This is a genomic window from Allosphingosinicella sp. (genome assembly GCF_046295735.1).
Lineage (GTDB): Bacteria > Pseudomonadota > Alphaproteobacteria > Sphingomonadales > Sphingomonadaceae > Allosphingosinicella.
In genome coordinates this window covers 23,674-44,600 of sequence record NZ_JBKBMQ010000015.1, presented here as the reverse complement: position 1 = coordinate 44,600, position 20,927 = coordinate 23,674, and the positions used below count along the sequence as shown (strand labels likewise).

The 20,927-nt window shown below is 69.1% G+C and carries 29 protein-coding genes; 16 read left to right on the top strand and 13 right to left on the bottom strand.

Annotation, left to right across the window (positions count from 1 at the left end):
* Window positions 1–8 precede the first annotated feature (8 nt).
* On the top strand, window positions 9–737 hold the full coding sequence (locus ACK4K7_RS13825; protein WP_431866868.1) for an EI24 domain-containing protein: 729 nt from the start codon (window positions 9–11) through the stop codon (window positions 735–737).
* The gene (locus ACK4K7_RS13820) at window positions 734–1,111 is read left to right on the top strand and encodes a hypothetical protein (RefSeq protein WP_431866866.1); all 378 of its coding nucleotides are present in this window, start codon (window positions 734–736) and stop codon (window positions 1,109–1,111) included. The genes ACK4K7_RS13825 and ACK4K7_RS13820 overlap by 4 nt, the downstream gene beginning before the upstream one ends.
* On the opposite strand, the gene queG is transcribed toward ACK4K7_RS13820, so the two are convergent.
* Window positions 1,097–2,140 carry a tRNA epoxyqueuosine(34) reductase QueG gene (gene queG / locus ACK4K7_RS13815; protein WP_431866865.1) on the bottom strand — a complete coding sequence of 348 codons (1,044 nt, stop codon included), beginning with the start codon at window positions 2,138–2,140 and terminating at the stop codon, window positions 1,097–1,099. The genes ACK4K7_RS13820 and queG overlap by 15 nt on opposite strands.
* Window positions 2,141–2,214: 74 nt before the next feature.
* On the opposite strand from queG, the gene ACK4K7_RS13810 reads away from it, so the two are divergent.
* A complete protein-coding gene (locus tag ACK4K7_RS13810) occupies window positions 2,215–3,168 on the top strand; it encodes an ABC transporter ATP-binding protein (RefSeq protein WP_431866862.1) in 954 nt (317 codons plus the stop codon).
* Window positions 3,165–4,394: an ABC transporter permease gene (locus ACK4K7_RS13805; protein WP_431866860.1), complete on the top strand. Its 1,230-nt coding sequence runs from the start codon at window positions 3,165–3,167 to the stop codon at window positions 4,392–4,394. Before ACK4K7_RS13810 ends, ACK4K7_RS13805 begins: the two co-directional genes overlap by 4 nt.
* Before the next feature lie 19 nt (window positions 4,395–4,413).
* On the opposite strand, the gene ACK4K7_RS13800 is transcribed toward ACK4K7_RS13805, so the two are convergent.
* Window positions 4,414–4,791 (bottom strand): VOC family protein, encoded by a 378-nt coding sequence (locus ACK4K7_RS13800; protein ID WP_431866859.1) that lies wholly within the window; start codon window positions 4,789–4,791, stop codon window positions 4,414–4,416.
* Between the two features lie 113 nt (window positions 4,792–4,904).
* Between ACK4K7_RS13800 and ACK4K7_RS13795 the strand changes: the two genes are divergently transcribed.
* On the top strand, window positions 4,905–5,753 hold the full coding sequence (locus ACK4K7_RS13795; protein WP_431866858.1) for an MBL fold metallo-hydrolase: 849 nt from the start codon (window positions 4,905–4,907) through the stop codon (window positions 5,751–5,753).
* A gap of 46 nt (window positions 5,754–5,799) precedes the next feature.
* On the opposite strand, the gene ACK4K7_RS13790 is transcribed toward ACK4K7_RS13795, so the two are convergent.
* The 4 genes from ACK4K7_RS13790 to ACK4K7_RS13775 are packed head-to-tail and all read right to left on the bottom strand — an operon-like array spanning window position 5,800 to window position 7,724.
* A complete protein-coding gene (locus ACK4K7_RS13790; protein WP_431866857.1) occupies window positions 5,800–6,471 on the bottom strand; it encodes a hypothetical protein in 672 nt (223 codons plus the stop codon).
* Between the two features lie 24 nt (window positions 6,472–6,495).
* Window positions 6,496–6,786 (bottom strand): hypothetical protein, encoded by a 291-nt coding sequence (locus tag ACK4K7_RS13785; protein ID WP_431866856.1) that lies wholly within the window; start codon window positions 6,784–6,786, stop codon window positions 6,496–6,498.
* A 45-nt stretch (window positions 6,787–6,831) separates the two neighbouring features.
* Entirely contained in the window at window positions 6,832–7,305 is a 474-nt protein-coding gene (locus ACK4K7_RS13780; RefSeq protein ID WP_431866946.1) for a YbaK/EbsC family protein, read from the bottom strand.
* Between the two features lie 2 nt (window positions 7,306–7,307).
* Complete coding sequence (locus tag ACK4K7_RS13775) at window positions 7,308–7,724, bottom strand: secondary thiamine-phosphate synthase enzyme YjbQ (RefSeq protein WP_431866854.1); 417 nt, start codon at window positions 7,722–7,724, stop codon at window positions 7,308–7,310.
* 85 nt (window positions 7,725–7,809) lie between these two features.
* On the opposite strand from ACK4K7_RS13775, the gene ACK4K7_RS13770 reads away from it, so the two are divergent.
* Both ACK4K7_RS13770 and ACK4K7_RS13765 read left to right on the top strand, forming a co-directional pair.
* Window positions 7,810–9,111, top strand: a complete 1,302-nt coding sequence (locus tag ACK4K7_RS13770; RefSeq protein WP_431866853.1) for a spinster family MFS transporter — start codon at window positions 7,810–7,812, stop codon at window positions 9,109–9,111.
* Between the two features lie 26 nt (window positions 9,112–9,137).
* On the top strand, window positions 9,138–10,817 hold the full coding sequence (locus ACK4K7_RS13765; protein ID WP_431866945.1) for a class I adenylate-forming enzyme family protein: 1,680 nt from the start codon (window positions 9,138–9,140) through the stop codon (window positions 10,815–10,817).
* 21 nt (window positions 10,818–10,838) lie between these two features.
* On the opposite strand, the gene ACK4K7_RS13760 is transcribed toward ACK4K7_RS13765, so the two are convergent.
* Both ACK4K7_RS13760 and ACK4K7_RS13755 read right to left on the bottom strand, forming a co-directional pair.
* Window positions 10,839–11,684: an acyl-CoA thioesterase gene (locus ACK4K7_RS13760; protein WP_431866852.1), complete on the bottom strand. Its 846-nt coding sequence runs from the start codon at window positions 11,682–11,684 to the stop codon at window positions 10,839–10,841.
* Window positions 11,681–13,225 carry a class I adenylate-forming enzyme family protein gene (locus tag ACK4K7_RS13755; RefSeq protein WP_431866850.1) on the bottom strand — a complete coding sequence of 515 codons (1,545 nt, stop codon included), beginning with the start codon at window positions 13,223–13,225 and terminating at the stop codon, window positions 11,681–11,683. The genes ACK4K7_RS13760 and ACK4K7_RS13755 overlap by 4 nt, the downstream gene beginning before the upstream one ends.
* Window positions 13,226–13,365: 140 nt before the next feature.
* Between ACK4K7_RS13755 and ACK4K7_RS13750 the strand changes: the two genes are divergently transcribed.
* Window positions 13,366–13,551 carry a hypothetical protein gene (locus tag ACK4K7_RS13750; RefSeq protein ID WP_431866848.1) on the top strand — a complete coding sequence of 62 codons (186 nt, stop codon included), beginning with the start codon at window positions 13,366–13,368 and terminating at the stop codon, window positions 13,549–13,551.
* Here the strand turns inward: ACK4K7_RS13750 and ACK4K7_RS13745 are convergent.
* The 3 genes from ACK4K7_RS13745 to ACK4K7_RS13735 are packed head-to-tail and all read right to left on the bottom strand — an operon-like array spanning window position 13,548 to window position 15,729.
* A complete protein-coding gene (locus ACK4K7_RS13745) occupies window positions 13,548–13,961 on the bottom strand; it encodes a hypothetical protein (protein ID WP_431866846.1) in 414 nt (137 codons plus the stop codon). The genes ACK4K7_RS13750 and ACK4K7_RS13745 overlap by 4 nt on opposite strands.
* Window positions 13,958–14,617, bottom strand: a complete 660-nt coding sequence (locus ACK4K7_RS13740; RefSeq protein WP_431866845.1) for an HAD family hydrolase — start codon at window positions 14,615–14,617, stop codon at window positions 13,958–13,960. Before ACK4K7_RS13740 ends, ACK4K7_RS13745 begins: the two co-directional genes overlap by 4 nt.
* Window positions 14,614–15,729 carry a YihY/virulence factor BrkB family protein gene (locus ACK4K7_RS13735; protein WP_431866844.1) on the bottom strand — a complete coding sequence of 372 codons (1,116 nt, stop codon included), beginning with the start codon at window positions 15,727–15,729 and terminating at the stop codon, window positions 14,614–14,616. The genes ACK4K7_RS13740 and ACK4K7_RS13735 overlap by 4 nt, the downstream gene beginning before the upstream one ends.
* A gap of 200 nt (window positions 15,730–15,929) precedes the next feature.
* On the opposite strand from ACK4K7_RS13735, the gene ACK4K7_RS13730 reads away from it, so the two are divergent.
* Complete coding sequence (locus tag ACK4K7_RS13730; protein WP_431866842.1) at window positions 15,930–17,204, top strand: pilus assembly protein TadG-related protein; 1,275 nt, start codon at window positions 15,930–15,932, stop codon at window positions 17,202–17,204.
* A gap of 3 nt (window positions 17,205–17,207) precedes the next feature.
* Here the strand turns inward: ACK4K7_RS13730 and ACK4K7_RS13725 are convergent, their stop codons facing one another.
* Window positions 17,208–17,375 (bottom strand): hypothetical protein, encoded by a 168-nt coding sequence (locus ACK4K7_RS13725; protein ID WP_431866841.1) that lies wholly within the window; start codon window positions 17,373–17,375, stop codon window positions 17,208–17,210.
* 190 nt (window positions 17,376–17,565) lie between these two features.
* On the opposite strand from ACK4K7_RS13725, the gene ACK4K7_RS13720 reads away from it, so the two are divergent.
* The 7 genes from ACK4K7_RS13720 to ACK4K7_RS13690 all read left to right on the top strand — a co-directional run bounded on the left by ACK4K7_RS13720 (window position 17,566) and on the right by ACK4K7_RS13690 (window position 20,184).
* On the top strand, window positions 17,566–17,808 hold the full coding sequence (locus ACK4K7_RS13720; protein WP_431866839.1) for a hypothetical protein: 243 nt from the start codon (window positions 17,566–17,568) through the stop codon (window positions 17,806–17,808).
* Window positions 17,809–17,872: 64 nt separating this feature from the next.
* Window positions 17,873–18,139: a hypothetical protein gene (locus ACK4K7_RS13715; protein WP_431866837.1), complete on the top strand. Its 267-nt coding sequence runs from the start codon at window positions 17,873–17,875 to the stop codon at window positions 18,137–18,139.
* Window positions 18,140–18,316: 177 nt separating this feature from the next.
* Window positions 18,317–18,490 (top strand): hypothetical protein, encoded by a 174-nt coding sequence (locus tag ACK4K7_RS13710; protein ID WP_431866836.1) that lies wholly within the window; start codon window positions 18,317–18,319, stop codon window positions 18,488–18,490.
* Between the two features lie 81 nt (window positions 18,491–18,571).
* Complete coding sequence (gene pspA, locus ACK4K7_RS13705; protein WP_431866834.1) at window positions 18,572–19,243, top strand: phage shock protein PspA; 672 nt, start codon at window positions 18,572–18,574, stop codon at window positions 19,241–19,243.
* A 36-nt stretch (window positions 19,244–19,279) separates the two neighbouring features.
* The gene (locus ACK4K7_RS13700) at window positions 19,280–19,639 is read left to right on the top strand and encodes a PspC domain-containing protein (protein ID WP_431866832.1); all 360 of its coding nucleotides are present in this window, start codon (window positions 19,280–19,282) and stop codon (window positions 19,637–19,639) included.
* 65 nt (window positions 19,640–19,704) lie between these two features.
* On the top strand, window positions 19,705–19,923 hold the full coding sequence (locus ACK4K7_RS13695; RefSeq protein ID WP_431866951.1) for a hypothetical protein: 219 nt from the start codon (window positions 19,705–19,707) through the stop codon (window positions 19,921–19,923).
* A 27-nt stretch (window positions 19,924–19,950) separates the two neighbouring features.
* Window positions 19,951–20,184 (top strand): hypothetical protein, encoded by a 234-nt coding sequence (locus tag ACK4K7_RS13690; RefSeq protein WP_431866831.1) that lies wholly within the window; start codon window positions 19,951–19,953, stop codon window positions 20,182–20,184.
* Window positions 20,185–20,203: 19 nt separating this feature from the next.
* Here the strand turns inward: ACK4K7_RS13690 and ACK4K7_RS13685 are convergent, their stop codons facing one another.
* Complete coding sequence (locus tag ACK4K7_RS13685) at window positions 20,204–20,845, bottom strand: L,D-transpeptidase family protein (protein ID WP_431866830.1); 642 nt, start codon at window positions 20,843–20,845, stop codon at window positions 20,204–20,206.
* Window positions 20,846–20,927: the final 82 nt, after the last annotated feature.

Here is a 20,927-nt window from a genome sequence, read left to right as displayed (position 1 = left end):
GCGCCGGCTTGACCCGACCGGCACGTCGGGCGAAGCAGCGGGCGATGTTCGCCGCCTTCTCCCTCGCTTTCGCCCAGCTCGGCGATCCCGCGGTGCGCCGCGTGCTGGTGAAGTCGCTGCTGCTCACCATCGTCCTGTTCATCGCCGCGGCGAGTCTCGTCGGCTGGCTGCTGACGGGTACCAACCCCTGCGGCTGGGGACCTCTCTCCGGAGAGTGCGTGATCGGCGCCGGGGCGGGAACGCTGGCCGCTTTGCTGTTCGCGGCAATCGCTTTGTGGCTGCTCTTCCCGGCGGTGGCGATCGGCGTGCTCGGCATCTTCGCCGACGAAGTGGTGGAGGCGGTGGAGCGCCGTCATTATCCGGACGCCGCCGCCCGGGGCCGCAGCCCGTCGACCCTCGCCGGGATCGCGATCGGCGCGCGCTCGGCCGGGCGGCTGCTGCTCTGGAATCTCCTGGCGGTGCCATTCTACCTGCTGTTGCTGGTGACCGGCATCGGCCCGGTGCTGCTGTTCTTCGCGATCAACGCGCTGGCGCTCGGCCGCGACCTCGGCGAGATGGTGGCGGTCCGGCATCTCGAGGGGGATGCGCTTCGTCGCTGGCTTGGGGCGTCTCGGCTGAGGCGGGCGCTGCTCGGGCTGGCCGCCACCTGGCTTTTCATGATTCCGTTCCTGAACCTGCTGGCGCCGGTGCTGAGCGCGGCCGTCGCCACCCATCTGTATCATCGGGGAAAGCCATGAAGGGGGATTTGAAGCTGGCGGTGGCGGGGGGCGGAGCGCTGCTGCTCGCGGGCTGCGTCCCGCAGGTCGCCACCACGCCCGGGCCGGGCGGAGCGGTGACTCCGGCGCGGCCGACCTACAGCATGGCCGGTCTGGAGGCGGTGATGGGGCGCAACGCCGCCGCCCTCACGCGTCAGTTCGGCGACCCGGACCTCGACGTGCGCGAAGGCAATGCGCGCAAGCTCCAGTTCGGAAGCGCCGTGTGCGTGCTCGACGCCTATCTCTACCCGCCCGCCGGTGGAGGCGAGGCGATCGTCACCTATGTCGACGCGCGCCTGCCCGACGGACGGGACGTCGACCGCGCGAGCTGCGTCGCCGCTTTAGGCCGACGCTGAGGCGGTCCGGAGCCGGTCCGCCGCCCAGGCGGCGGCTTCCGCGACCACCGGATCCTCGTCGTCCCGCAGCCGCTCCACGGCGGGCAGCAGGTCCGGCCTGCCGCTGTTCCCCGCCGCAATCGCCGCGTTGCGCACCATGCGGCCCCGTCCGATCCGCTTGATGGGGGAGCCGGCGAACACCTGCCGGAACGTCGCATCGTCCAGTTCCAGAAGACCCTTGAGGCTCGGCACCGTCAGCTCCGCGCGGGGGAGGAAGGCGCGGTGGGCTCGCGCCGTATCGGCGAACCGGTTCCAGGGGCAGACGGCGAGGCAATCGTCGCAGCCGTAGATGCGGTTGCCGATCGCCTCGCGGAATTCGTGCGGGATCGGACCTTTATGTTCGATGGTGAGGTAGGAGATGCAGCGTCGCGCATCGAGCCGGAACGGGGCCGGGAAGGCGCCGGTCGGGCAGGCGTCGAGACAGGCGGTGCAGCTTCCGCAATGGACGCGGTGCGGCCCGTCCGCCGTCAACTCCTCGCCGAGGTCGAGCGTCGTGTAGACGGCGCCCAGGAACAGCCAGCTTCCGTCGCGGCGGCTCACCAGATTGGTGTGCTTGCCCTGCCAGCCGAGTCCCGCCGCCTCGGCCAGCGGCTTTTCCATCACCGGCGCCGTGTCGACGAACACCTTGAGCTCGCAGCCCGCTTCCTCGACCAGCCAGCGTGCCAGCGCCTTCAGCGCCTTCTTCACGACGTCGTGATAATCGGCGCCCTGCGCATAGACCGAGATCCGCCCCACGTCCGGGCGCGCCGCCAGCGCCAGCGGATCGGCGGCGGGCGCGTAGCTCATGCCCAGCGAAATGACCGAGCGGACCTCCGGCCACAGCGCCCGCGGGCTGCCGCGCCGCTCTGCCGTGTCCTCCATCCAGATCATGTCGCCGTGGCAGCCGTCCGCGATCCACCGGCGCAGGCGTTCGGCAGTGAGCGGCGCCGCGTCCGCGCGCGCGATGCCGATGGCCGCGAAGCCCAGCTCCGCCGCCTTCTTCTCCAGCATCTCTCGCAGCTTAGGCTTGCCTTCGCGCATTTCGTCCCGTTACCACATGCGGATCGACAGGGGGACTTCGCCGCGTGCAGGCCGGATTAGCTATTGAGGCCCACGGGCTTTTCAAGACCTTCGGGGACAAGGATGCGGTGCGGGGGATCGACCTGGCGGTGCCGGAAGGCAGCATCTACGGCATTCTCGGCCCGAACGGCGCCGGCAAGACGACCACGCTCAGGATGCTGCTCGGCATCATCGATCCCGACGGCGGCAGCCGCCGCCTGCTCGGCTGCGACGACCCGCTCGATGCGGCCAAGATCGTCGGCTATCTGCCCGAGGAGCGCGGCCTCTATCCGACGATGACGGCGCGCGAGGCGATCGCCTTCATGGGCGCCCTGCGCGGGCTGCCGCTGAAGGAAGGGCGAAGCCGGGCCGGCGAGATGCTGGAGGCGCACGGCCTCGGCGACTGGGTCGACAAGCCGATCCGCAACTTGTCGAAAGGCATGGCACAGACCATCCAGCTGTTCGGCACCATCGTGCATCGGCCCCGGCTGATCGTGCTTGACGAACCTTTCTCAGGTCTCGACGCGATCAACCAGGGCCGGCTCGAGCAGTTGATCCGCGAGCAGGCGGCGGACGGCGCCACCATCATCTTTTCCACTCACATCATCGCCCATGCCGAGCGGCTGTGCGAGCGCATCGCGATCATCGCGGGCGGGCGGCTGCGCTTCGAGGGCTTGGTCGCCGAAGCACGGGACCGGCTGCGGCCGCAGGTGCGGCTGCGCACCCGCGCGGAAGAGGGGCCATGGCGCGCCGCTCTGCCGCAGGAGGCGCGGCGGCTGCCCTCGGGCGTGTGGGAGTTCGAGCTGCCGCGCTCGGGCGTCGAGCCGCTGCTCAAGGCGCTGATCGACGGCGGCGCGGGAATCGAAGAACTGTCGATCGAGCGGCCCGGCCTGCACGACGCCTTCGTCGCCATCGCCGGCGAGGCCGCGGCACGGGAAATGGGCGCGCCTGGCGCGGCCGAAACGGAGGTGGCGGCATGAGCCGGGTGGTGGAAGCGGCGCGCGTCATCGCCCGGCGCGATTTCGTGGCGACGGTCTGGACGAAAAGCTTCATCCTGTTCCTGCTCGCCCCGGTGCTCGCCATCGGCTTCGGGCTGTTGATGGGGCAGGTGACCCGCGGCTCCGACATGGAAGCGCGCAACCCGCCGGTCGCGGTGATTGCCGACGAAGCGTCGGCGGCGGCGATCCTCGCCGCGCGCAAACGGCTGGCCACAGCGGTGGGCGAGCATGGGGTGCCGCGGCTGCGCGTCGTGGCTCCGGAAGGGGAAGGGGGGCTTCAGGCGCGGCGGCTGCTGGACGATGCCGAAGGCGGCTATTCGGCCGTGCTGGGCGGCACGCTGGAGCGGCCGGTGCTGACCGCGCCCGGCGGTCCGCTCGGCGCCGAGCTCAACGCCAGGATCGGCCTGATCGTCGAGGAGGCGCGGCGAACGGCGGCGCTGGAACGGGCCGGCGGCACGCCCGAGCCGGCGGCGATCGAGCGGGTGGTGACCGAAAGCGCGGCCGGCGCCGCCCAGTGGAACCGGCGGGCGCTCGCCCGCGGCGGACAATTCGTCATCTTCTTCATCACGCTGATGCTCGGCACCATGCTGCTGTCGAACCTGGTCGAGGAAAAATCGAGCAAGGTGATCGAGGTGCTCGCCGCCGCGGTCCCGCTCGACTCCATCTTCCTCGGCAAGCTGATGGCGATGCTAGCGGTCTCGTTGCTCGGCCTGCTCGTCTGGGGCGCGACCGCTTTCGCGGGGCTGCAGCTGCTGCGCCAGGCGATCGAGGCGGAAGTCGCGCCGGCGGTCGGATGGCCGGCTTATGCCGTGCTGCTCCTCCTGTATTTCTCGAGCAACTACATGCTGCTGGGCGCCGTCTTCCTGGGCATCGGCGGGCAGGCGTCGAGCGTGCGCGAGGTCCAGACGCTGAACATGCCGATCACCTTCGCGCAGGTCGCCGTGTTCCTGCTCGCGAGCCTCGCCGTCGCGGACGGCGGCGGCTGGCTCGGCTGGTCGGCGGCGCTCTTCCCCTTGAGCTCTCCGCTCGCGATGATCGCGCTCGCCGCCCAGCAGGAGGGGCTGTGGATGCACGCGGCGGCCCTGCTCTGGCAGGCCTTGTGGGTGGTGATCATCATCCGGCTCTTCTCGCGGCTGTTCCGCCGCACGGTGCTCAAGTCCGGCAGCCGGCTCGGCTTCTTCCAGGAAATGGCCTTCTGGCGGCGCTGACCGGCGGGCAAGGCCCCGGTCAGGCGGGCGCGGGGCCGGCTTGCTGCCACAGCTCCAGCTTCACCCCGTCGCAGTCCATGATCCAGGCGAACTTGCCATATTCCTCCTCCTGCCGGCCGAGGATCTCGATGCCCTTGGCTTCGAGCTCGGCGACCAGAGCGTCGAGATCGTCGACGCGCAGGTTGATCATGAACGGCAGCTCGGACGGCGCGAAATAGTCGGTCTCGGCGCCGAAGGCGGAGACGAGGCTGTACGGATCCTCGCCGGGCTCGTTCGTCCAGCGGAAGTGAATGCCCCATTCTCCGCCGAGGCCCAGCACCTCCTTGTACCAGGCGCTCGTCCGCTTCGGATCGGCCACCTTGTAGAAGATCCCGCCGACACCCGTCACCCGTGCCATCGCCGCCTCCCGCTCCGTTCGGCGGCAGCTTAGCACATCCCGCCCGCGCCAGCGAAGTGCGAGGCAACTTCCCCGAAGGCCGGCGCTTTGTGGGCCCGAGGAGATCGTCCGGCATGCGCATCCATCATCTCAATTGCGGCACCGACTGCCCGCTCGGCGGCGCCCTGTTCGACGGGAAGAGCCCCGGGCTGACGGGCCATCTCGTCTGCCACTGTCTCCTTATCGAAACCGACGCCCATGGGCTGGTTCTCGTCGACACCGGCTATGGTCTGAAGGACGTGCGCGATCCGCATGGCGGCGATCCCCGGATCACCCGCACGATGCGCAATCTCCTCAACATCAAGCTGCGCGAGGAGGACACGGCGGTCCGCCAGATCGAGGCGCTGGGCCATCGGCCGTCCGACGTGCGCCACATCCTGCTGACGCATCTCGATTTCGACCATGCCGGCGGCCTGGAAGATTTCCCGCAGGCGACCGTCCATGTGATGGACGCCGAATTTAGCGCCGCGACCGGTCCGCGCCGCGGCTTCGTGCCCCGCAACCGCTACCGCCCCCGCCAGTTCGACGAGGTGCGCGAATGGCGCCGCTATGCGGGATCGGGCGAGCGCTGGTTCGGCTTCGATTCGGTGCGCGACCTCGACGGGCTGCCGCCCGAAATCCTCATGGTGCCGATGCCCGGCCATACGTGGGGCCATGCCGGCATCGCCGTCCGCTCGGGCGACAGCTGGTTCCTCCATGCCGGCGACGCCTATTTCTACCGCGGCGAGGTGCGCAGCCGCGCGCGGCGCTGCACGCCGGGCTTGCGCGCCTATCAGACGATGATGGAGGTCGACCGCCGCCGTCGTTTCGCCAATCAGGACCGGCTCCGCCGTCTCTCCCTCACCCATGCAGCGGAGGTGACGATCGTGTGCGCGCACGACCCGGTCGAGCTCGAACGCTGCCGCGAGGGCCGGCCGCTCTAGCCCGCGCCCTCTCCCCCGCGGGAGAGAGGGCGCGGCCGAGGTCGGATCATTGCGCGATCCGGCGCGACGACACGATGCGGTTGGCGCTGTCGGTCACGACCTCGAGCAGGTTGCCGCTCTGGTCGCGGACGCGGCGGGTGAGCTGACCCGCCTGGCCGGCGGTGCGGGATACTTCGGTGAGGCCGGCGCGGGCGAGATCGAGCACCTGTCCGTTCTGCAGCAGCCCGCCCGCGACGTTGCCGACGGTGCCGACCGCGTTGTTGGCGACGCCGCCCACCGTGCTCACCGTATTGTCGACGGTGGACAGCAGGCCTTGGAGGATCTGGGGATTGTTGTCGACCGTCTGCAGCGTGCGTTCGATGATGGCGCGGACATTGTCGAGCCGCACGATCAGCGTCGCCTGCGCCTGCACGCCGCGCAGTTCGATCTGGACGCTCTGCACGCTCGCTTCCGCGCCGGCGGTGAGCTTCAGGAGGTTGCCGAGCCGCGCGTCGAGCGCGAGGTTCACGTTCAGATTCTCGACCCCGATGGTCAGCTGCTCCACCGAAAGGTTGGGCACGTCGAGCAGCACGTCCGGCTGGTCGCCCGAAGCCAGCACCTGCTGCGCGATCGTTGGTCCCTGCTGCGGCTGGCTGCGTCGCTGCTGGGCGTCGGCCGGTGTGGCGGTAAGCGCGGCGAGCGCGGCGGCGGCCGCGACGAGGTGGATCGAACGCATCATTGTCTCCCTGTTACGAATGCCCGCTCAACGTGGATCGGAGGTGCCGGTTTCCTGCTGCTCCCCGCTTTGTCGCGGATCGGCGATGCGCGCTTCGGCATGGACGTCGATGGTCGCCTGCCGCAGCCGCGTCTGGCCGCGCGCTTCGGGCTGCCGGCGCGTCTCGACCGTGCCGCCGCCGTCGGGTTCGGCGCGCACCTGAAGCCGCGCTTCGCCGCGGGAGGCGACCTGCCCCTCGCGGACGAAAACGTGGGCGCGAAGTTCGATGTCGGCCGGCGGTGCGGCGGCCTGGAGCAGGAGGAGGGCGGTCGCGATCATCGGCGGGGCATCTCCATCGGCATGCGCGCTAGGATCGATCCGGCATCAATTTTGTTCCGGCAGCCGGCAGGCGTCCACCCAGCCGCGGGCGACGAGCTGGGCCAGCCGCTCCGGCGCGACTTCCACCGAGCTGTTGAGCGATCCCGCCGCCGGATAGACGAGGTCGAAATCGCGCAGCGACAGGTCGCACCAGACGGGCAGGGGGTGCGCCAGCGCGAACGGGCAGACGCCGCCCACCGGATGACCGGTCAGCGCCAGCGTCTCCTCGGGTCCGAGCATGCGCGGCCGGCCGCCGAACGCCGCCTTGCACTTGGCGTTGTCGAGCCGCGCGTCGCCGCGCGCGACGATCAGCAGCACCTCGCCGTCCACCCGCAGCGCCAGCGTCTTCGCGATCCGCGCCGGCGCGACCCCGAGCGCCGCCGCCGCCTCGACCACGGTGGCGGTGCTCGCCTCGACCTCGATCACCGGGAGGTCCGGCGCGTGCCGCGCCAGCCAGGACCGCACCTCCTCCACGCCCATCGTCAATCGCCCAGCAGATGAAGGGCGATCGTGCGGCGGTGCGGCGCGCGGCGATGCTCGAACAGAAAGATGCCCTGCCAGGTGCCGAGCGCGAGCCGCCCGCCGATCAGCGGGATCGACAGCTGCACCTGGGTGATCGCGGCGCGGATGTGCGCGGGCATGTCGTCGGGACCTTCCTCGTCATGTTCGTAGGAATCACCCTCGGGCGCGATGCGGTCGAACCAGCGTTCGAGGTCGCGTCGCGCCGCCGGCGCCGCATTCTCCTGGATCAGCAGCGAGGCGGAGGTGTGGCGGCAGAACAGGGTCAGGAGGCCTTCGGTCATCCCCTGTTCGTCCGTCCAGCTCCGCGCCTGTCCGGTGAAGTCGTGGAGGCCCCATCCGTGCGTCCTCAGTTCGATCGTGCCGCTGGCCTGTCGCATCTGCCGCCGCTTAGCAGATGCACGATTGACCGCCACCCCGCGATCTGGAAGCTTCGACAAAGAAGCATCATCCAGGAGTAAGCGTATGGCCACTGCCACGGACGCGCGCAGCGCACCCATCGTCGGCACGCCGCCCCGCGTCGTCCTGTGGATCCTGCTTCTGGTCTACATCCTGAATTTCCTCGACCGGCAGATCGTCAACATCCTCGCCGAGCCGATCAAGCAGGAGCTCGGCCTGTCCGACACGCAGATCGGGCTGATGACCGGCCTCGCCTTCGCCTTGTTCTACACCTTCCTCGGCATCCCGATCGCCCGCTACGCCGACAATCCGAAGACGAGCCGGGTCGGCCTCATTTCCGTCTCGCTCGCTTTCTGGTCGGCGATGACGGCGGTCTGCGGCCTGGCCCAGAATTTCGTCCAGCTGCTGCTGGCCCGGGTCGGCGTCGGCGTCGGCGAAGCGGGGTGCACGCCCGCCGCCCATTCGCTGATCTCCGACACCGTGCCGCCCGCCAAGCGCTCCTCCGCCATCGCCTTCTATGGCCTCGGCATTCCGATCGGCGGCCTCGTCGGCATGGTGATGGGCGGGCTGCTCGCCGATGCCTATGGCTGGCGGGTCGCCTTCTTCGTGGCGGGGGCGCCCGGCGTGCTGCTGGCGCTGGCGCTGCCGTTCATCCTGAAGGAGCCGCGGCGGATCGCGGGTCCGATCACCGGCGCCAGCCCGGCCGCGCCCGACCGGATGGGGCTCAAGGCCGCGCTCGCGGAGATCGGACGCTCCAAGGCGCTGGTGAACCTCATCATCGCCGCGTCGCTGGTCGCCTTCCTCGCTTATGGCAAGACGGTGTGGACGACCATCTTCTTCATTCGCACCCACGGCCTTTCGCCCGGCCAGACCGGCCTCTGGCTCGGCATCGGCGTCGGCGTCGCGACCATGCTCGGCACCTGGGCCGGCGGCCAGCTCGCCGACCGCTTCGGCGGGCGCGATCCGCGCCACATCGTGACCGCGCCCGCGATCGGCATGCTGGTGGCGGCGCCGATCCTGTTCGTCGGCTATTGGTCGCAGGACTGGCTGCTCGGCCTCGTCCTGATCGTCGTCGCGGCGGTGCTCAACAACTTCTATTACGGCCCGACCTTCGCCTGCGTGCAGGGGCTGGTGGCGCCGCAGGCGCGGGCGATGGCGACGGCGGTAATGCTGTTCGCGCAGAATCTGATCGGCCTCGGCCTGGGGCCGCTCTTCTTCGGCATGTTGTCGGACGGCGTCCGGCCGATGGCGGGGGAGGAGAGCGTGCGCTGGGTGCTGTTCGGTGCCGCCTGGCTCGGCCTCATCCCGGCCTGGTTCTTCTGGCGGGCGCGGGTCCATCTCGCCCGCGAGATGAAGGCGAGGCCGTGATCGTGATCCCGCCGGGCTGGCCGAAGATGAGCCTGGCCGAAGCCGAGGCGCTGCTGACCGCGCCGGGCCAACGGTTCGAGATGGACGAGGCGGTGATCCGCGGCATTCCGACCCGCGTGTGGAAGAACGCGCCGCCGACGCTCGCCGCGCTTGCCCGTCATGCCCGCGGCCACGGGCCACGGCTGATGACGATCTACGAAGGCGAGCGGATCAGCTACGACGCCGCCTTCCGCGCCATGGCGGCGCTCGCGGTCGAGCTTCGGCGGCGGGGGATCGGCAAGGGCGACCGGGTGGCGCTCGCCATGGCGAACCTTCCCGAATGGCCGGTCACCTTTTTCGCCGTTACCGCGCTCGGCGCCATCCTGGTGCCGCTCAACGCCTGGTGGACGGGCGCGGAGCTGGAATATGGCCTCTCGGATTCGGGCGCGAAGCTGCTGATCGCCGATGCGTCACGATGGGAGCGGATCGCCCCGCACCGCCCGGCGCTGCCGGCTCTCGAAAGCGCGATCGTAAGCCGCGCTGGAGAGGCATTGGAGGGCGCGGAGCGGCTGGAGGAGCTGATCGGACGCGCCGAGGATTGGGCGCAATTGCCCGACGCGGACCTGCCGGCGGCGGACCTCCATCCCGACGACGAGGCGACCATCCTCTACACCAGCGGCACCACCGGCCATCCCAAGGGCGCGCTCGGCACCCACCGCAATTTCCTCACCAACATCCTCTCCGTCGGATACGGCACCGCGCGCGCCTTCCTGCGCCGGGGCGAGCCGGTGCCCGCTCCCGCGCCGAAGGTGAGCCTTACCGTCATTCCTTTGTTCCACGCCACCGCCTGCAGCGCCGGCATGATGGTGCAGATGGCCGCCGGCCACACCAGCATCTACATGAAGAAATGGGACCCGGTGAAGGCGATGGAGATCATCGAGCGGGAGCGGGTCAACGTCACCGGCGGCGTGCCGACCGTCGCCTGGCAGATATTGGAGCATCCCGAGCGGCACCGCTTCGATCTCTGCTCGCTCGAGAGCATCGCTTATGGCGGCGCGCCGTCGGCGCCGGAGCTGGTGCGGCGGATTTATCAGGAATTCGGCGCGCTGCCGGGCAATGGCTGGGGCATGACGGAGACCACCGCCACCGTCACCAGCCATGTCGGCGAGGATTATCTCAACCGCCCCGAAAGTTGCGGCCCGCCGGTGCCGGTGTCGGACCTCAAGGTGACGGGCGAGGACGGGCGCGAGCTGCCGCGCGGCGAGGTGGGCGAGCTGTGGGCGCGGGGGCCTCAGATCGGGAAGGGCTATTGGAACAAGCCGGACGCGACCGCCGAAACGTTCATCGACGGCTGGGTGCGCACCGGCGACCTAGCCTGGATCGACGAGGAAGGCTTCTGCTTCATCGCCGACCGCGCCAAGGACGTGATCATCCGCGGCGGCGAGAACATCTATTCGACCGAGGTCGAGAATGTCCTCTACGCCCATCCGGCGGTCACGGACGCGGCTCTGGTCGGCATCCCCCACCGCACGCTCGGCGAGGAGCCGGCGGCGGTCGTCCACCTCGCGCCCGGCGCGGAGTCTAGCGAGGAGGAACTGAAGGCCTGGGTGCGCGCGCGGCTCGCTATCTTCAAGACGCCGGTACGGATCCTCTTCTCGAGCGAAATGCTGCCGCGCAACGCCAACGGCAAGATCCTGAAGAAGGAGCTGAGGACGCTGTTCGAGTAAGGCGCGGCGACGGCGTGCTGTTCAGCCGCCCGCCTTCCAGCGCACCAATATCTCCTGCGCGACCGAAGCGACGAGTTCGCCGTCGCGCGTGTAGATGGTGCCGAAGGAGAGGCCGCGCCCGTCGGCCGCGATCGGGCTGCGCTCGACATGGAGCAGCCATTGGTCCGCCCGGGCGGGGCGGTGGAACCAGATGGCATGGTCGAGGCTCGCCGTGTCGAGCGGGGCGCCGTCGCCGAGCTCCATGTGCGGGCGCAGGCCCACATGGACGAGCCCCATGTCGGAGGCGTAGGCGATCGCCGCCTGGTGGAGGACGGCGTCCTCGCCGAGCGGCGCGCGGGACCGGAACCAGAGGCAGCGGCGGCCTTCGATGCCCCGCTCGCGTCCGACCGGCTGCTCGACCGGGCGCGCGTCGATCATCTGCTCTGCCGAAAAGGCCTTGCCGGTCCCGCCCTTTGCCGCGGCGTTGCGGCGGCGCACCTCGCGCTGGTCCTCCAGCGTCTCGGGCGCGGGCACGTCCGGCATGTCGACCTGGTGCGCGGGTCCCGGATCGCCGCCATGGAAGGAAAGGGCGGCGGAAAAGACCAGCCGGTCCTCCTGCGTCACCTCGACCTGCCGGGCGGCGAAGCTGCGGCCGTCGCGAACCCGCGCGACGTCTAGGATGAGCGGGCGCTTCAGGTCGCCCGCGGCGACGAAATAAGCGTGGAGCGAGTTGCAGTGGGCTTTGTCGGTGGTGCGGGCGGCGGCGACCACTGCCTGGGCGATCAGCTGGCCGCCGAAGATCCGCCGTTCCTCGCCATGAGGCGTTCCGGCCCGGAAGCGGCCGTCGGCGAGCGGCTCCAGCGAAAGGACATCGGCGAGAATCTTCATATCCGCGCCTCGTCCTTCCAGATTTGCTGCAGCTCGCGCTTCAGGACCTTGCCGATCGCGCTGCGCGGAAGCTCGTCCATGATCCGCACCGCCGCGATGCGCTGCATCTTGCCGAGCCGCCCGTTGGCGGCGGCACGCAAGCTTTCCGGATCGGCGTCGGCGCCCGGCGCGAGCGTCACGAAGGCGACCGGCGTCTCGCCCCAGTCGCGCGACGGAACCCCGACCACCGCCGCTTCCCGCACCGCGGGACTTGCCGCGAGCGCTGCTTCGAGGTCGGCCGGATAGATGTTGATCCCGCCCGAGATGATCATGTCCTTGCGCCGGCCGATCAGCGTCAGGAAGCCGTCCGCGTCGAAGAAGCCGAGATCGCCGGTGCGGATGAAGCGCTCGCCTCCCGGGCCGCGATATTCGGCCTCGGCCGTCTGCTCCGGGCGGTTGTGATAGCCGTTCATGATCGAGCGCGACCGGCCGACCACCTCCCCGACCTCGCCGGGCGGCAGCGTGCGCCCGTCCTCGCCGATCACGCGGATGTCGTGGCCGGGCAGTGGCTGGCCGACCGTATGGAGCTTGTCGGGATGGCGGTGCGCCACCAGCATGCAGGTGCCGCCGCCTTCGGTCAGGCCGTAATATTCGACCAGCCCACCCGGCCATCGCCGCAGCACCTCGGCCTTGAGCTCGGCCGGCAAGGGGGCGGAAGTGGCGAATTTGAGCTGGTAGCTCGCGAGGTCGAAGCGGTCGAAGTCCGGAAGGTCGAGGATGCGCCGGTACTGGACCGGGACCAGCATGGCGTGGGTCGCCCGGTGCCGCTCCGACAGCGCCAGGAAGCCGCGTGCGTCGAATTTCGGCATCAGCACCGCCGTGCCCCCGCCTGCCAGGGTCGGAATCAGGCTGACGAGGGTGGTGTTCGAATAAAGCGGTGTCGAGACGATCGTCACCGCATCCGGGCCGAAGCCCGGCGGATCGGCCGGAATGACGTGCGGCCAGCGCATCCGGTGCGACTGGACGATGCCCTTGGGCGTGCCGGTCGTGCCCGACGAATAGATGATGTTGAACGGCTGGTCCGGCGCGATCTCGACCGGGCTCGGCCGCGCGCCTTCGGGCGCGATCCAGGCGTCGATCGCTTCTCCTCCCGCGCGGTCGCCGAGGCTGATGCGGCGAACGTCGGTGCCCGCGAACGAGGGCGCCGTTTCCGCGTCCAGGAACAGGTGAGTCGCGCCGCTGTCCGCGAGCATCGCGCGCAACTGGTCGGGCGTGGCGGAAGGCGACAGCGGCGAGGCCGCGGCACCGGTGCGCAGGATGCCGACGAAGGCGGCGACATAGTCGATCGAACTCGCCGCGCAGATTGCCGCGACTGCTCCCGCAGCGACCCCGTCCCGCTGCAGCGCCGCCGCGATCCGGTCGGCGCGCGCGTCGAGGCCGGCATAATCGAGTCGCCCGTCGCCGCAGACCAGCGCGGTGGCGTTCGGCCGCGCCTCGGCCTGCAACCGGATGAGATCGGGCCAGGTTCCGAAATCCCGCGCGACATAGTCCCCGATACGCACTCCCGTCCCCCGCGCGGCCGCTCCCATCGGCCGACCCTAAGCGAGGCGGCGAACCCGCGTGAAGCGGGAAATTTCTTGGCGTGGCGCGACATGCTTGACCGGCCGGGCGGACTGTCACTTCAGGGGGAGGAGGAGGCGAGGTGCGCAAGTTCAGATATCGGACCCGGGTTCTGATCGGGCCGTGGCGCGACACGCCGGAGCAGGCGATGGAGGATGCGGTGCGCGCGCGCCAGGCGCAGCCGTCGGACGGGGGACCGCAATGGGTCGTGCCGGGATCGATCGAGGAACAGGCGGGGCGGAAACGCCCGGCGGGCCGGGAGGCCTAGACGGCGTCCCCCTGGCGGGCGTCCAGCCAGGCGTTGAGCTTTTCGATCGTGCGTTCCAGCGCGCGGACCGATGCGCGGACATGATCGGCGTCCTGACGCGCGAGCACCACGTCCGACAGCCAGTAGGTTTCCGACAGCCACGCCGTGCCGTCATGCTGGTCGGCGATGGTGACGCCCACATAGGCTTCGTCGGCATCCACCGGCAGGCCGTCCCGCTCGGCGGTGGCGTGCAGCTGGACCTTCGGGCCGCGCGCATAATCGGCGCGGCTGATCCGCCGACCCGCCTCGAGGAAGGGCTCGATCTCGTCCCAGCCGAGTTTGGCGTCCGCCATCGCCGAGGCGACGGCGTTCGCGATATGCTTCTGGATGACGGTGTGGAAATCGGCGGAGGTGAAGGGCGGCTCGGTCATTCCATCCAGCTTTCGTAGCGATCGAGAAGGTCTTGCGGACCGTCATAGATCGCCGCAGCGCCGGCCTCCAGCAGCTCGTCCTCGGGAAATCCGCCGCAGCGGACGCCGATTACCGGTATGCCGATCTTCACCGCCGCCTTCACGTCCCAGGTGCTGTCCCCGATCACCACCACCTCGTCGGCCTTGAGCGGAGCCACCTTGCCGAGCGCGGCTTCGAAGATGTCGGGGCAGGGTTTTGAGCTTTCGACATCATCCTTGGACGTCGCCGCGTGGATGAGGTCGCTCGCCCCGATCAGGTTGCGGTAATAAGCGAGCTCGGCCGCCTTGGCGGAGGAGGCGAGCACCACCTTGCGGCCATCGGCGACGATCCGTTCGAACAGGGCACGCACGCCGGGGAAGGGCACGGCGAGCGGCAGATAATCGCGCTGGAACAGCTCGGAACGATGGTCTTCGATCTCCTGCCGGCACCGTTCCACCAGTTCGGCGGGCAGCAGGGTCGGGATCAGATTGTCGCCGCCCTTGCCGATCTGCGCCCGCACCTCTTCGAATTCCAGCTCGACGCCGAATTTGCGAAACGCTTCCTGCCAGGCCTTGGCGTGAAGATCGTTGGTGTCGATGAGGGTCCCGTCCATGTCGAAGATGACGGCACCGATCATGCGAGGCGGCTCCGCTGATCCCGGCCGCTGCCGAGCAGCTTGCCGACGAGGGCGAACAAGCCGATCTTCGCCACCACGGCGCCCATGCCGGAGCTGCGATCCTGCTCTTGATCATTGGCGAGCGCGCGCCGTGGACGCGGCGCGGCATCGTCCGCCGGTGCCGTGCCGCCGAGGCGCTGCTTGGGCCGCGGACCGGCCTGGGCCGCGCCGCCTTCGAGCACTTCCTCTTCGCCGACCTTCTCCTCCAGCTCGGAATTGAGCTCGCCGCCGAGCAGGATGATATAGGCGGTGAGATAGAGCCAGGTGAGGAAGACGACGACCGCGCCGAGCGATCCGTAGGTGGCGTTGTAATTGCCGAAATTGGACACGTAGAAGCCGAAGCCCAAAGTGGCCGCCAGCCAGACGACGGTGGCGATCACCGATCCCGGCGTGATCCAGCGCCATTTGGCGTTCGGCCGGTTCGGTCCGTAGCGGTAGATCATGGCGAGCAGGGCGATCACCGCCGCCGCGGCAAGGATGACGAAGCCGACCTGCAGCAGGAGGTGAACCACGCCGCCGAGATCGGGAAGCAGCGCCTCCACGAAGTTCAGCGCCGAAATGGCGAGCACCGCCAGCAGCAGCGAGATGACGGCGCCCAGCGTCATCGCGATCGCCATGGCGTAACGCTGCACGATGCCACGCGATTCCTCGGCATCGTAGACGATGTTGAGCGCGGTCATGATCGCCGTCGCGCCGCGCATCGCGCCGTATAGGGCGATGCCGATCGCGAGCAGCAGCGCGAAGCCGGTGGTGGCGCCGGCGGTCTCCGTCATGTTCATCATCTGCTCGCCGATGATCTCGGCCGCGCTTTCCGGCATGACGTTGGTGAGGGTCGACATATGGCCGACGACCGACGCGGGATCGGCGACCAGCCCATAGCTCAGCACGAAGGCGGCGAGCAGCGGCACGAAGGCGAGGAAGGCGTAGAAGGCGACGCCGGCGGCGACCAGCTCGAGATTGTCCTCGCCGGCCTCCTTCCAGGTCGCGAGCGCGATCTCCTTCCAGCTTCGGGCGGGAATGTCGGTGGGTCCGTCGGCGCCGCTCTGGCGCGCGGGCGGGGTGTCGTCGGCCATGTCGTCTCCCTGTCGCCGCCCCCGCACCCATAAAGCGCCGCCCGCGTCGGCGGTTCCGCTTCCGGTCGGCAGTCGCACGCGTCCGCGCTGGAAAAATCCTTTTCCGGCGGCTCCTTAACCATTCCCCTCCACGGACCGCTAACCCCGCTTCGCCTATCCGGCAGGACCCGAGACCTGTTGTCCCGCGCAAGGAGAGGAAGATGACGCTGATGAGGCGCCTCCGCACGATCTGGCGGAACGAGACCGGCAACGCGCTGATGATCGGCGCCTTTTCGATGCCGCTGCTGATCGGTTCGGCCGGCCTCGCCGTCGATACGGTCCAGCTCAGCCTGTGGAAGCGGCAGCTGCAGCGGGCGGCCGACAGCGCCGCGCTGGCCGGCGCCCATGCCCGGGTGCAGGGCGCGCCGGCCAAAGCCGCCGCCGAGCGCGACCTTGCCTACAACAACGCTCTCGCCCTGTCCGAACAGTCGATCCAGAACGCGCCGGAGGAAGGGCCGTTCGCCAACAACCCGCAGGCCGTTCGCGTGGTCCTCGCCTCCGAGCGGCCGACCGGTTTCATGGCCTATTTCCTGCCGACGACGCCGGTCGTTCGGGTGGAAGCGACGGCGGCGGTGACCGTCACCGGCAAGTTCTGCATGATCGCGCTGGAGGATTCGACCGAGACCGGCGTGACCTTCACCGGCAACACCACCGTCGATCTCGGCTGCGGCGTCGCCACCAACAGCCGGTCGACCGCGGCCATTTCGGCGGCGGGCAGTTCGAGCGTCGCGGCGACTCCGCTGATGGCGGTCGGCGGCGTGCCGGCGAGCAATTCCTACGTCCAGCCGACGACTTTGCTTCCTTATTCGCCGAAGCAGCCGAACCCCTTCGCCGACCTGCCGCTGCCGTCGCCGAGCAACTGCCAGGCGGAGCGCAAGATCAACCCCAGCAGCACGCGCGAGGAGATCGGACCCGCCACCGCCGACGGGGCGGTCTGCTTCAACGGCCTCGACATCAACGGACCGGTCACGCTGAAGCCGGGCGTCTATTATATCAACGGCGGAAACGGCAACAATCCGAACAGCCTGAACCTAGGCGCGCAGGCGAATGTGATCGGCAAGGGCGTCACGATCATCTTCACCAACACCAACACCAACCGCTCGCCCGCGGGGCTCAGCATCCACGGCCAGGCGGTGATGGATCTCGCCGCGCCTGCCAGCGGCACGTGGGGCGGCGTCCTCTTCTACCAGGATCCGCGCGCGCCCGCGCTCAACACGATGACGATCAACGGCACGTCGGGATCGAAGCTGGAGGGCGGGATGTACTTCCCGCGCGCCCACCTCACCTTCAACGGCAATACCAGCATGACGACCGAATGCATGCAGCTCGTCGCGCGCCGCCTCACCTTCAGCGGCAACAGCAAGGTGCGCAACATCTGCGACAAGGACAGCAAGTCGCAGGCGTTCGACGGGACCCAGGTGAGGCTGGTCGCCTGAGCCTCAGGCCACGGCAGGTGGCTGCGGGGTAGGTCCCTCCAGCCGGGCCGCCTCCGTCTCGAAGTCCGCAGCAAGCGCGAGCAGTGAATCGCGGGTGTCCGGATCGCGCGCCTCCGCGGCGAGCCGGCGATAGCCTGCCGCCCGATCCCGAAGATCCTGAGGGTCGCTCATCCGCAAAACCTTGATCGAGATTAAGACAGCGGCCGCAGCTAGACGTGCCCGCAGCCGCTGGCAAGCCCCCGAGGCCGCGACCCGTCGCATTGCGGGCGCAACTGTCGGTATGGTTTACAAATGGTTGCGCGTTAACCTTCGCAGGCCCTGAAAGCGCGTCGCTGGCGCGTTTCTTGCCTGTTTGAAAACCATGTTCCGGCGTATCGCACGTTTGTTCGTCATCAAGACCAGGTGGGAAGCTCTCGCCGTCATCTACGCTCTGGCCTTGGGTGCCGTCGATCGCGGCAGCCACTATCTTGATAGTTACCCGGGTTGGATGGGCTGGCTGCTCTTCGCCGCCTGCACCGCCGCCGTGTTCATGGCCGGGGCGCGCATCCTCGAGGTGACGCGGCCCGACAGCGGCCGCCGCCGACGCAGGGGCGACCTCGCCTGAGCCGAAGGAACCGGGTCCAATCCCGGCGGGTTCACGTGCCGAGCACAAGCCCGAGGACAGCGCGATGACCATCGATCCCAAGCCCAGCGCCCGCGAAGAAGCCGAAGCGGAGCATCAGGCCGGCCGTTCCGGCGGCGGCCAGTCCGGCGGCGGCGCCTATCCCAATCCCCACGCCGGCAAGGAAGACTCTGCAACGGGCGGCGGCTTCATGGGACATGGCGGGCAAACCGGGATGGAATATCACGGCACCGGCCAGCTCGGCGAGAAGAAGACCGGCGGCAACTTCAATGCGCCGACCAAGGACGGCGATTCCGCTACTCCCAAAGAATAGCGAAATTGGCCAACAAGCGGCGCATGTTCCCTAAGCCCGCTGTTGCTTCTGAAGCCCCGATCAGCGAATTTTCGGCGGAAATCCGCGCTTGGCGGCGTTTGGCACGGCTCTTGTAAAACTTTGGGCATACCGCCGGACAGCGGCGGAAGGTTCAACGGATTTCAGGGAGCAAGGGCAATGTTCAACATCGATCGCATCGAATTCCAGCGTCTCGCCGCCGCCGCGGTGGGCGCCCTCATCCTCACCACCACCTTCGTCGGCGCCGCCGTCGCCCCCGCCAATGCCTTCGACGGCATCCGCGGACCGGCGGCCGCCGCCGAAGCCGCGGCAACGGACCGGGCCACCGCCTGATCCGCCGGCAGCGGCCGGGGGACGCACCCCCTTGATCCCCGGCCGCTGCCTTACCGCGTCATTCCTCAAGGAGCCGTACTGATGGGTATCTTCTCTCGCACCCGCGACATCATCGCCGCCAACGTCACCGACCTGCTCGACAAGTCGGAAGACCCGGCGAAGATGATCCGGATGATCATCATGGAGATGGAGGAGACCCTGGTCGAGGTCCGCGCCTCGGCCGCCCGGGTGATCGCCGATCAGAAGGAGATGCGGCGCCAGATCGCGAAGCTGGAGCGGCTGCAGGACAGCTGGGTAGAGAAGGCCGAACTCGCTTTGTCGAAGGACCGCGAGGACCTCGCCAAGGCGGCTTTGGTCGAGAAGCGCAAGGCCGGGGACATGGCCGATCAGCTGAAGGTCGAGATCGAGGTTCTCGACGAATCGCTGCGCGCGTCGGAGGCCGACATTGCCAAGCTCCAGCACAAGCTGCGCGAGGCGCGGTCGCGGCAGAACGCGATCATGACCCGCATGGAAAGCGCCCACAACCGCTACCGGCTGCGCGAGATGCTGGCCGGGCCGAAGGTGGAGGACGCCTTTTCCCGCTTCGACGTGCTGGAGCGCCGGGCGGACTTCGCGGAAGGCGAAGCGGACGCGCTGGCGCTCGGCGCCCCGCCCAAGTCGCTGGAGGAGGAAATCGCCGAGCTGCGCAACGCCGAAAAGGTGGAAGCGGAGCTCGAGGCGCTGAAGGCGCGGCGCCGCACCGGCGACGCCTGACCGGAACCGAGAAAGAAAGATAAGGCCGAGGAGGAAATGATGAGGCTTCGTGGCAGGAAATTCGCGCTGGACCGGGAGAATGGAAAGTTCCTCGGCGTCTGCTCGGGGATCTCCGAAGCGACCGGCATCGACGCGACGATCGTGCGCGTGGCGCTGGTGGTGGGAACGCTGGCGGGCGGCTGGCCCTGGACGGTGATCGCTTATTTCGTGCTCGCCTTCATCGGCGGCGCGCGGCCCGGCCGTTCGGCGAGGCGGCATGACCTGTCCGACCTCAGCTCGACATCGTGGGAGGCGAAGGAGCGCATCCGGCGGCTCGACCAGCGGATGCAGACGATCGAATCCTATACGCTGAGCCAGAACAGCCGGCTCGCCGACGAGATCGAGCGGCTGCGCTGAGCGGCCCCGGGACCAAAGGATCAGGGATCAAGATGATGGAGCCGGAACCCGCATTCATAATGGGGATGATGTTCGGAGCGCTGCTGCTCTGGTTCGCGCAAAGCCTGCTGAGGTCGCGGCGCGAAAAGCGGCTGGCGGCGCGGGAGGAGGCGGCCGCGCGCGGCCTCGACGAGACACGCCGGCTCCGTGAGATCGACGAGTTGCACGAGAGGCTGGCGGTGCTGGAGCGGATCGCGACCGATCCTGCGGCCCGCACCGCGGCGGAGATCGAGCGGCTGCGCTGAGCGGGGCCGCCGGGGAAGGAGGAGAAGATGAGCGAACCTTTGACGATGATGACGCTGGCGAGCTTCGGAGTGATCGCGCTGTCGATCGCCGTCTTCGCCGGTCTCAAGGGCTGGCAGGGCTGGCTCGACCTCAAGAAGATGGAACTGGCCGGACGCCGTCAGTCCGAGGGCCGCGGCCCCGCCATGGACATGATCGAGATGGCCGACCTCAAGGAGCGAATTCGCAAGCTCGAAAACATCGCCAGCTGCGTCGATCTCTGACGCGGCCGAAGGGAGCGGCTCAGGCGTTCGGCAGGCCGCTCCAGATCACGACCTCGTCGCCGACCTTCGTCACTCCGAACAGGAGCGCCGCGAACTCGCGGGGAAGGCCGACGCAGCCGCGGGTGGCGGCATCGTCCGCCACTTCGGGCGATCCGTGGATCGCGATGCCGTCCCAGGTCAGGCGCAGCATGTGCGGCATCGGCGCATTGTAGAGGTTGGACACATGGTCCCGCTTCTTCTCCAGGATCGGGAAGGTGCCGGTCGGCGTCGGCTTGTCGTCCGCGCCGTAGAGAATGCTCGACCGGCCGATCTCGATGCCGCCGCGATAAACCGACATCACCCGCGCGCGGATGTTCACCACGATCACCGTCTTGCCGGGCGGGACGCCGTCGTCGTTCCAGGCATATTCGCCCGGACGCAGCCAGCGGTCGATCGCCAGTTCGCTGCGCACCTGAACCCGCATCACCTCCGCCGGGCGGGCGGGGTGGCCCGTCCGCGCGTCGATGCGGGAAGCGGTGGAGGAGGGGGCGGCACGCGCCGGCGACGCGGACGGCCGGTCCTGCGCGGGCAGCGGCGCCGGCGCGGCGGGCAGCAGCATCGCCGCCAGCGCGGCGTAGAACAGCGGCCTTCCTTTCCAGTCCTGTCGCTGCTGCCGGATCATGACGCCTCCTTTGTCCGCTGTGTCGACGGGGCAAGCGTTCTTTGACTCGGAGCGTTCCCGCGCATCAAGCGGCCGTTTCGGC

Excerpts from the sequence above, each read along its gene's own strand:
- ACK4K7_RS13785 (WP_431866856.1), bottom strand. The coding sequence starts at position 6,786 with ATGATCGCGACCGCCCTCCTCCTGCTCCAGGCCGCCGCACCGCCGGCC.
- ACK4K7_RS13805 (WP_431866860.1), top strand. The coding sequence starts at position 3,165 with ATGAGCCGGGTGGTGGAAGCGGCGCGCGTCATCGCCCGGCGCGATTTC.
- ACK4K7_RS13745 (WP_431866846.1), bottom strand. The coding sequence starts at position 13,961 with ATGACCGAGCCGCCCTTCACCTCCGCCGATTTCCACACCGTCATCCAG.
- ACK4K7_RS13820 (WP_431866866.1), top strand. The coding sequence starts at position 734 with ATGAAGGGGGATTTGAAGCTGGCGGTGGCGGGGGGCGGAGCGCTGCTG.
- ACK4K7_RS13700 (WP_431866832.1), top strand. The coding sequence starts at position 19,280 with ATGATGAGGCTTCGTGGCAGGAAATTCGCGCTGGACCGGGAGAATGGA.
- ACK4K7_RS13690 (WP_431866831.1), top strand. The coding sequence starts at position 19,951 with ATGAGCGAACCTTTGACGATGATGACGCTGGCGAGCTTCGGAGTGATC.
- ACK4K7_RS13735 (WP_431866844.1), bottom strand. The coding sequence starts at position 15,729 with ATGGCCGACGACACCCCGCCCGCGCGCCAGAGCGGCGCCGACGGACCC.
- ACK4K7_RS13770 (WP_431866853.1), top strand. The coding sequence starts at position 7,810 with ATGGCCACTGCCACGGACGCGCGCAGCGCACCCATCGTCGGCACGCCG.
- ACK4K7_RS13775 (WP_431866854.1), bottom strand. The coding sequence starts at position 7,724 with ATGCGACAGGCCAGCGGCACGATCGAACTGAGGACGCACGGATGGGGC.
- ACK4K7_RS13725 (WP_431866841.1), bottom strand. The coding sequence starts at position 17,375 with ATGAGCGACCCTCAGGATCTTCGGGATCGGGCGGCAGGCTATCGCCGG.
- queG (WP_431866865.1), bottom strand. The coding sequence starts at position 2,140 with ATGCTGGAGAAGAAGGCGGCGGAGCTGGGCTTCGCGGCCATCGGCATC.
- ACK4K7_RS13685 (WP_431866830.1), bottom strand. The coding sequence starts at position 20,845 with ATGATCCGGCAGCAGCGACAGGACTGGAAAGGAAGGCCGCTGTTCTAC.
- ACK4K7_RS13795 (WP_431866858.1), top strand. The coding sequence starts at position 4,905 with ATGCGCATCCATCATCTCAATTGCGGCACCGACTGCCCGCTCGGCGGC.
- ACK4K7_RS13695 (WP_431866951.1), top strand. The coding sequence starts at position 19,705 with ATGATGTTCGGAGCGCTGCTGCTCTGGTTCGCGCAAAGCCTGCTGAGG.
- ACK4K7_RS13740 (WP_431866845.1), bottom strand. The coding sequence starts at position 14,617 with ATGATCGGTGCCGTCATCTTCGACATGGACGGGACCCTCATCGACACC.
- ACK4K7_RS13710 (WP_431866836.1), top strand. The coding sequence starts at position 18,317 with ATGTTCAACATCGATCGCATCGAATTCCAGCGTCTCGCCGCCGCCGCG.
- ACK4K7_RS13720 (WP_431866839.1), top strand. The coding sequence starts at position 17,566 with ATGTTCCGGCGTATCGCACGTTTGTTCGTCATCAAGACCAGGTGGGAA.
- pspA (WP_431866834.1), top strand. The coding sequence starts at position 18,572 with ATGGGTATCTTCTCTCGCACCCGCGACATCATCGCCGCCAACGTCACC.
- ACK4K7_RS13715 (WP_431866837.1), top strand. The coding sequence starts at position 17,873 with ATGACCATCGATCCCAAGCCCAGCGCCCGCGAAGAAGCCGAAGCGGAG.
- ACK4K7_RS13760 (WP_431866852.1), bottom strand. The coding sequence starts at position 11,684 with ATGAAGATTCTCGCCGATGTCCTTTCGCTGGAGCCGCTCGCCGACGGC.
- ACK4K7_RS13790 (WP_431866857.1), bottom strand. The coding sequence starts at position 6,471 with ATGATGCGTTCGATCCACCTCGTCGCGGCCGCCGCCGCGCTCGCCGCG.
- ACK4K7_RS13800 (WP_431866859.1), bottom strand. The coding sequence starts at position 4,791 with ATGGCACGGGTGACGGGTGTCGGCGGGATCTTCTACAAGGTGGCCGAT.
- ACK4K7_RS13780 (WP_431866946.1), bottom strand. The coding sequence starts at position 7,305 with ATGGGCGTGGAGGAGGTGCGGTCCTGGCTGGCGCGGCACGCGCCGGAC.
- ACK4K7_RS13765 (WP_431866945.1), top strand. The coding sequence starts at position 9,138 with ATGAGCCTGGCCGAAGCCGAGGCGCTGCTGACCGCGCCGGGCCAACGG.
- ACK4K7_RS13730 (WP_431866842.1), top strand. The coding sequence starts at position 15,930 with ATGACGCTGATGAGGCGCCTCCGCACGATCTGGCGGAACGAGACCGGC.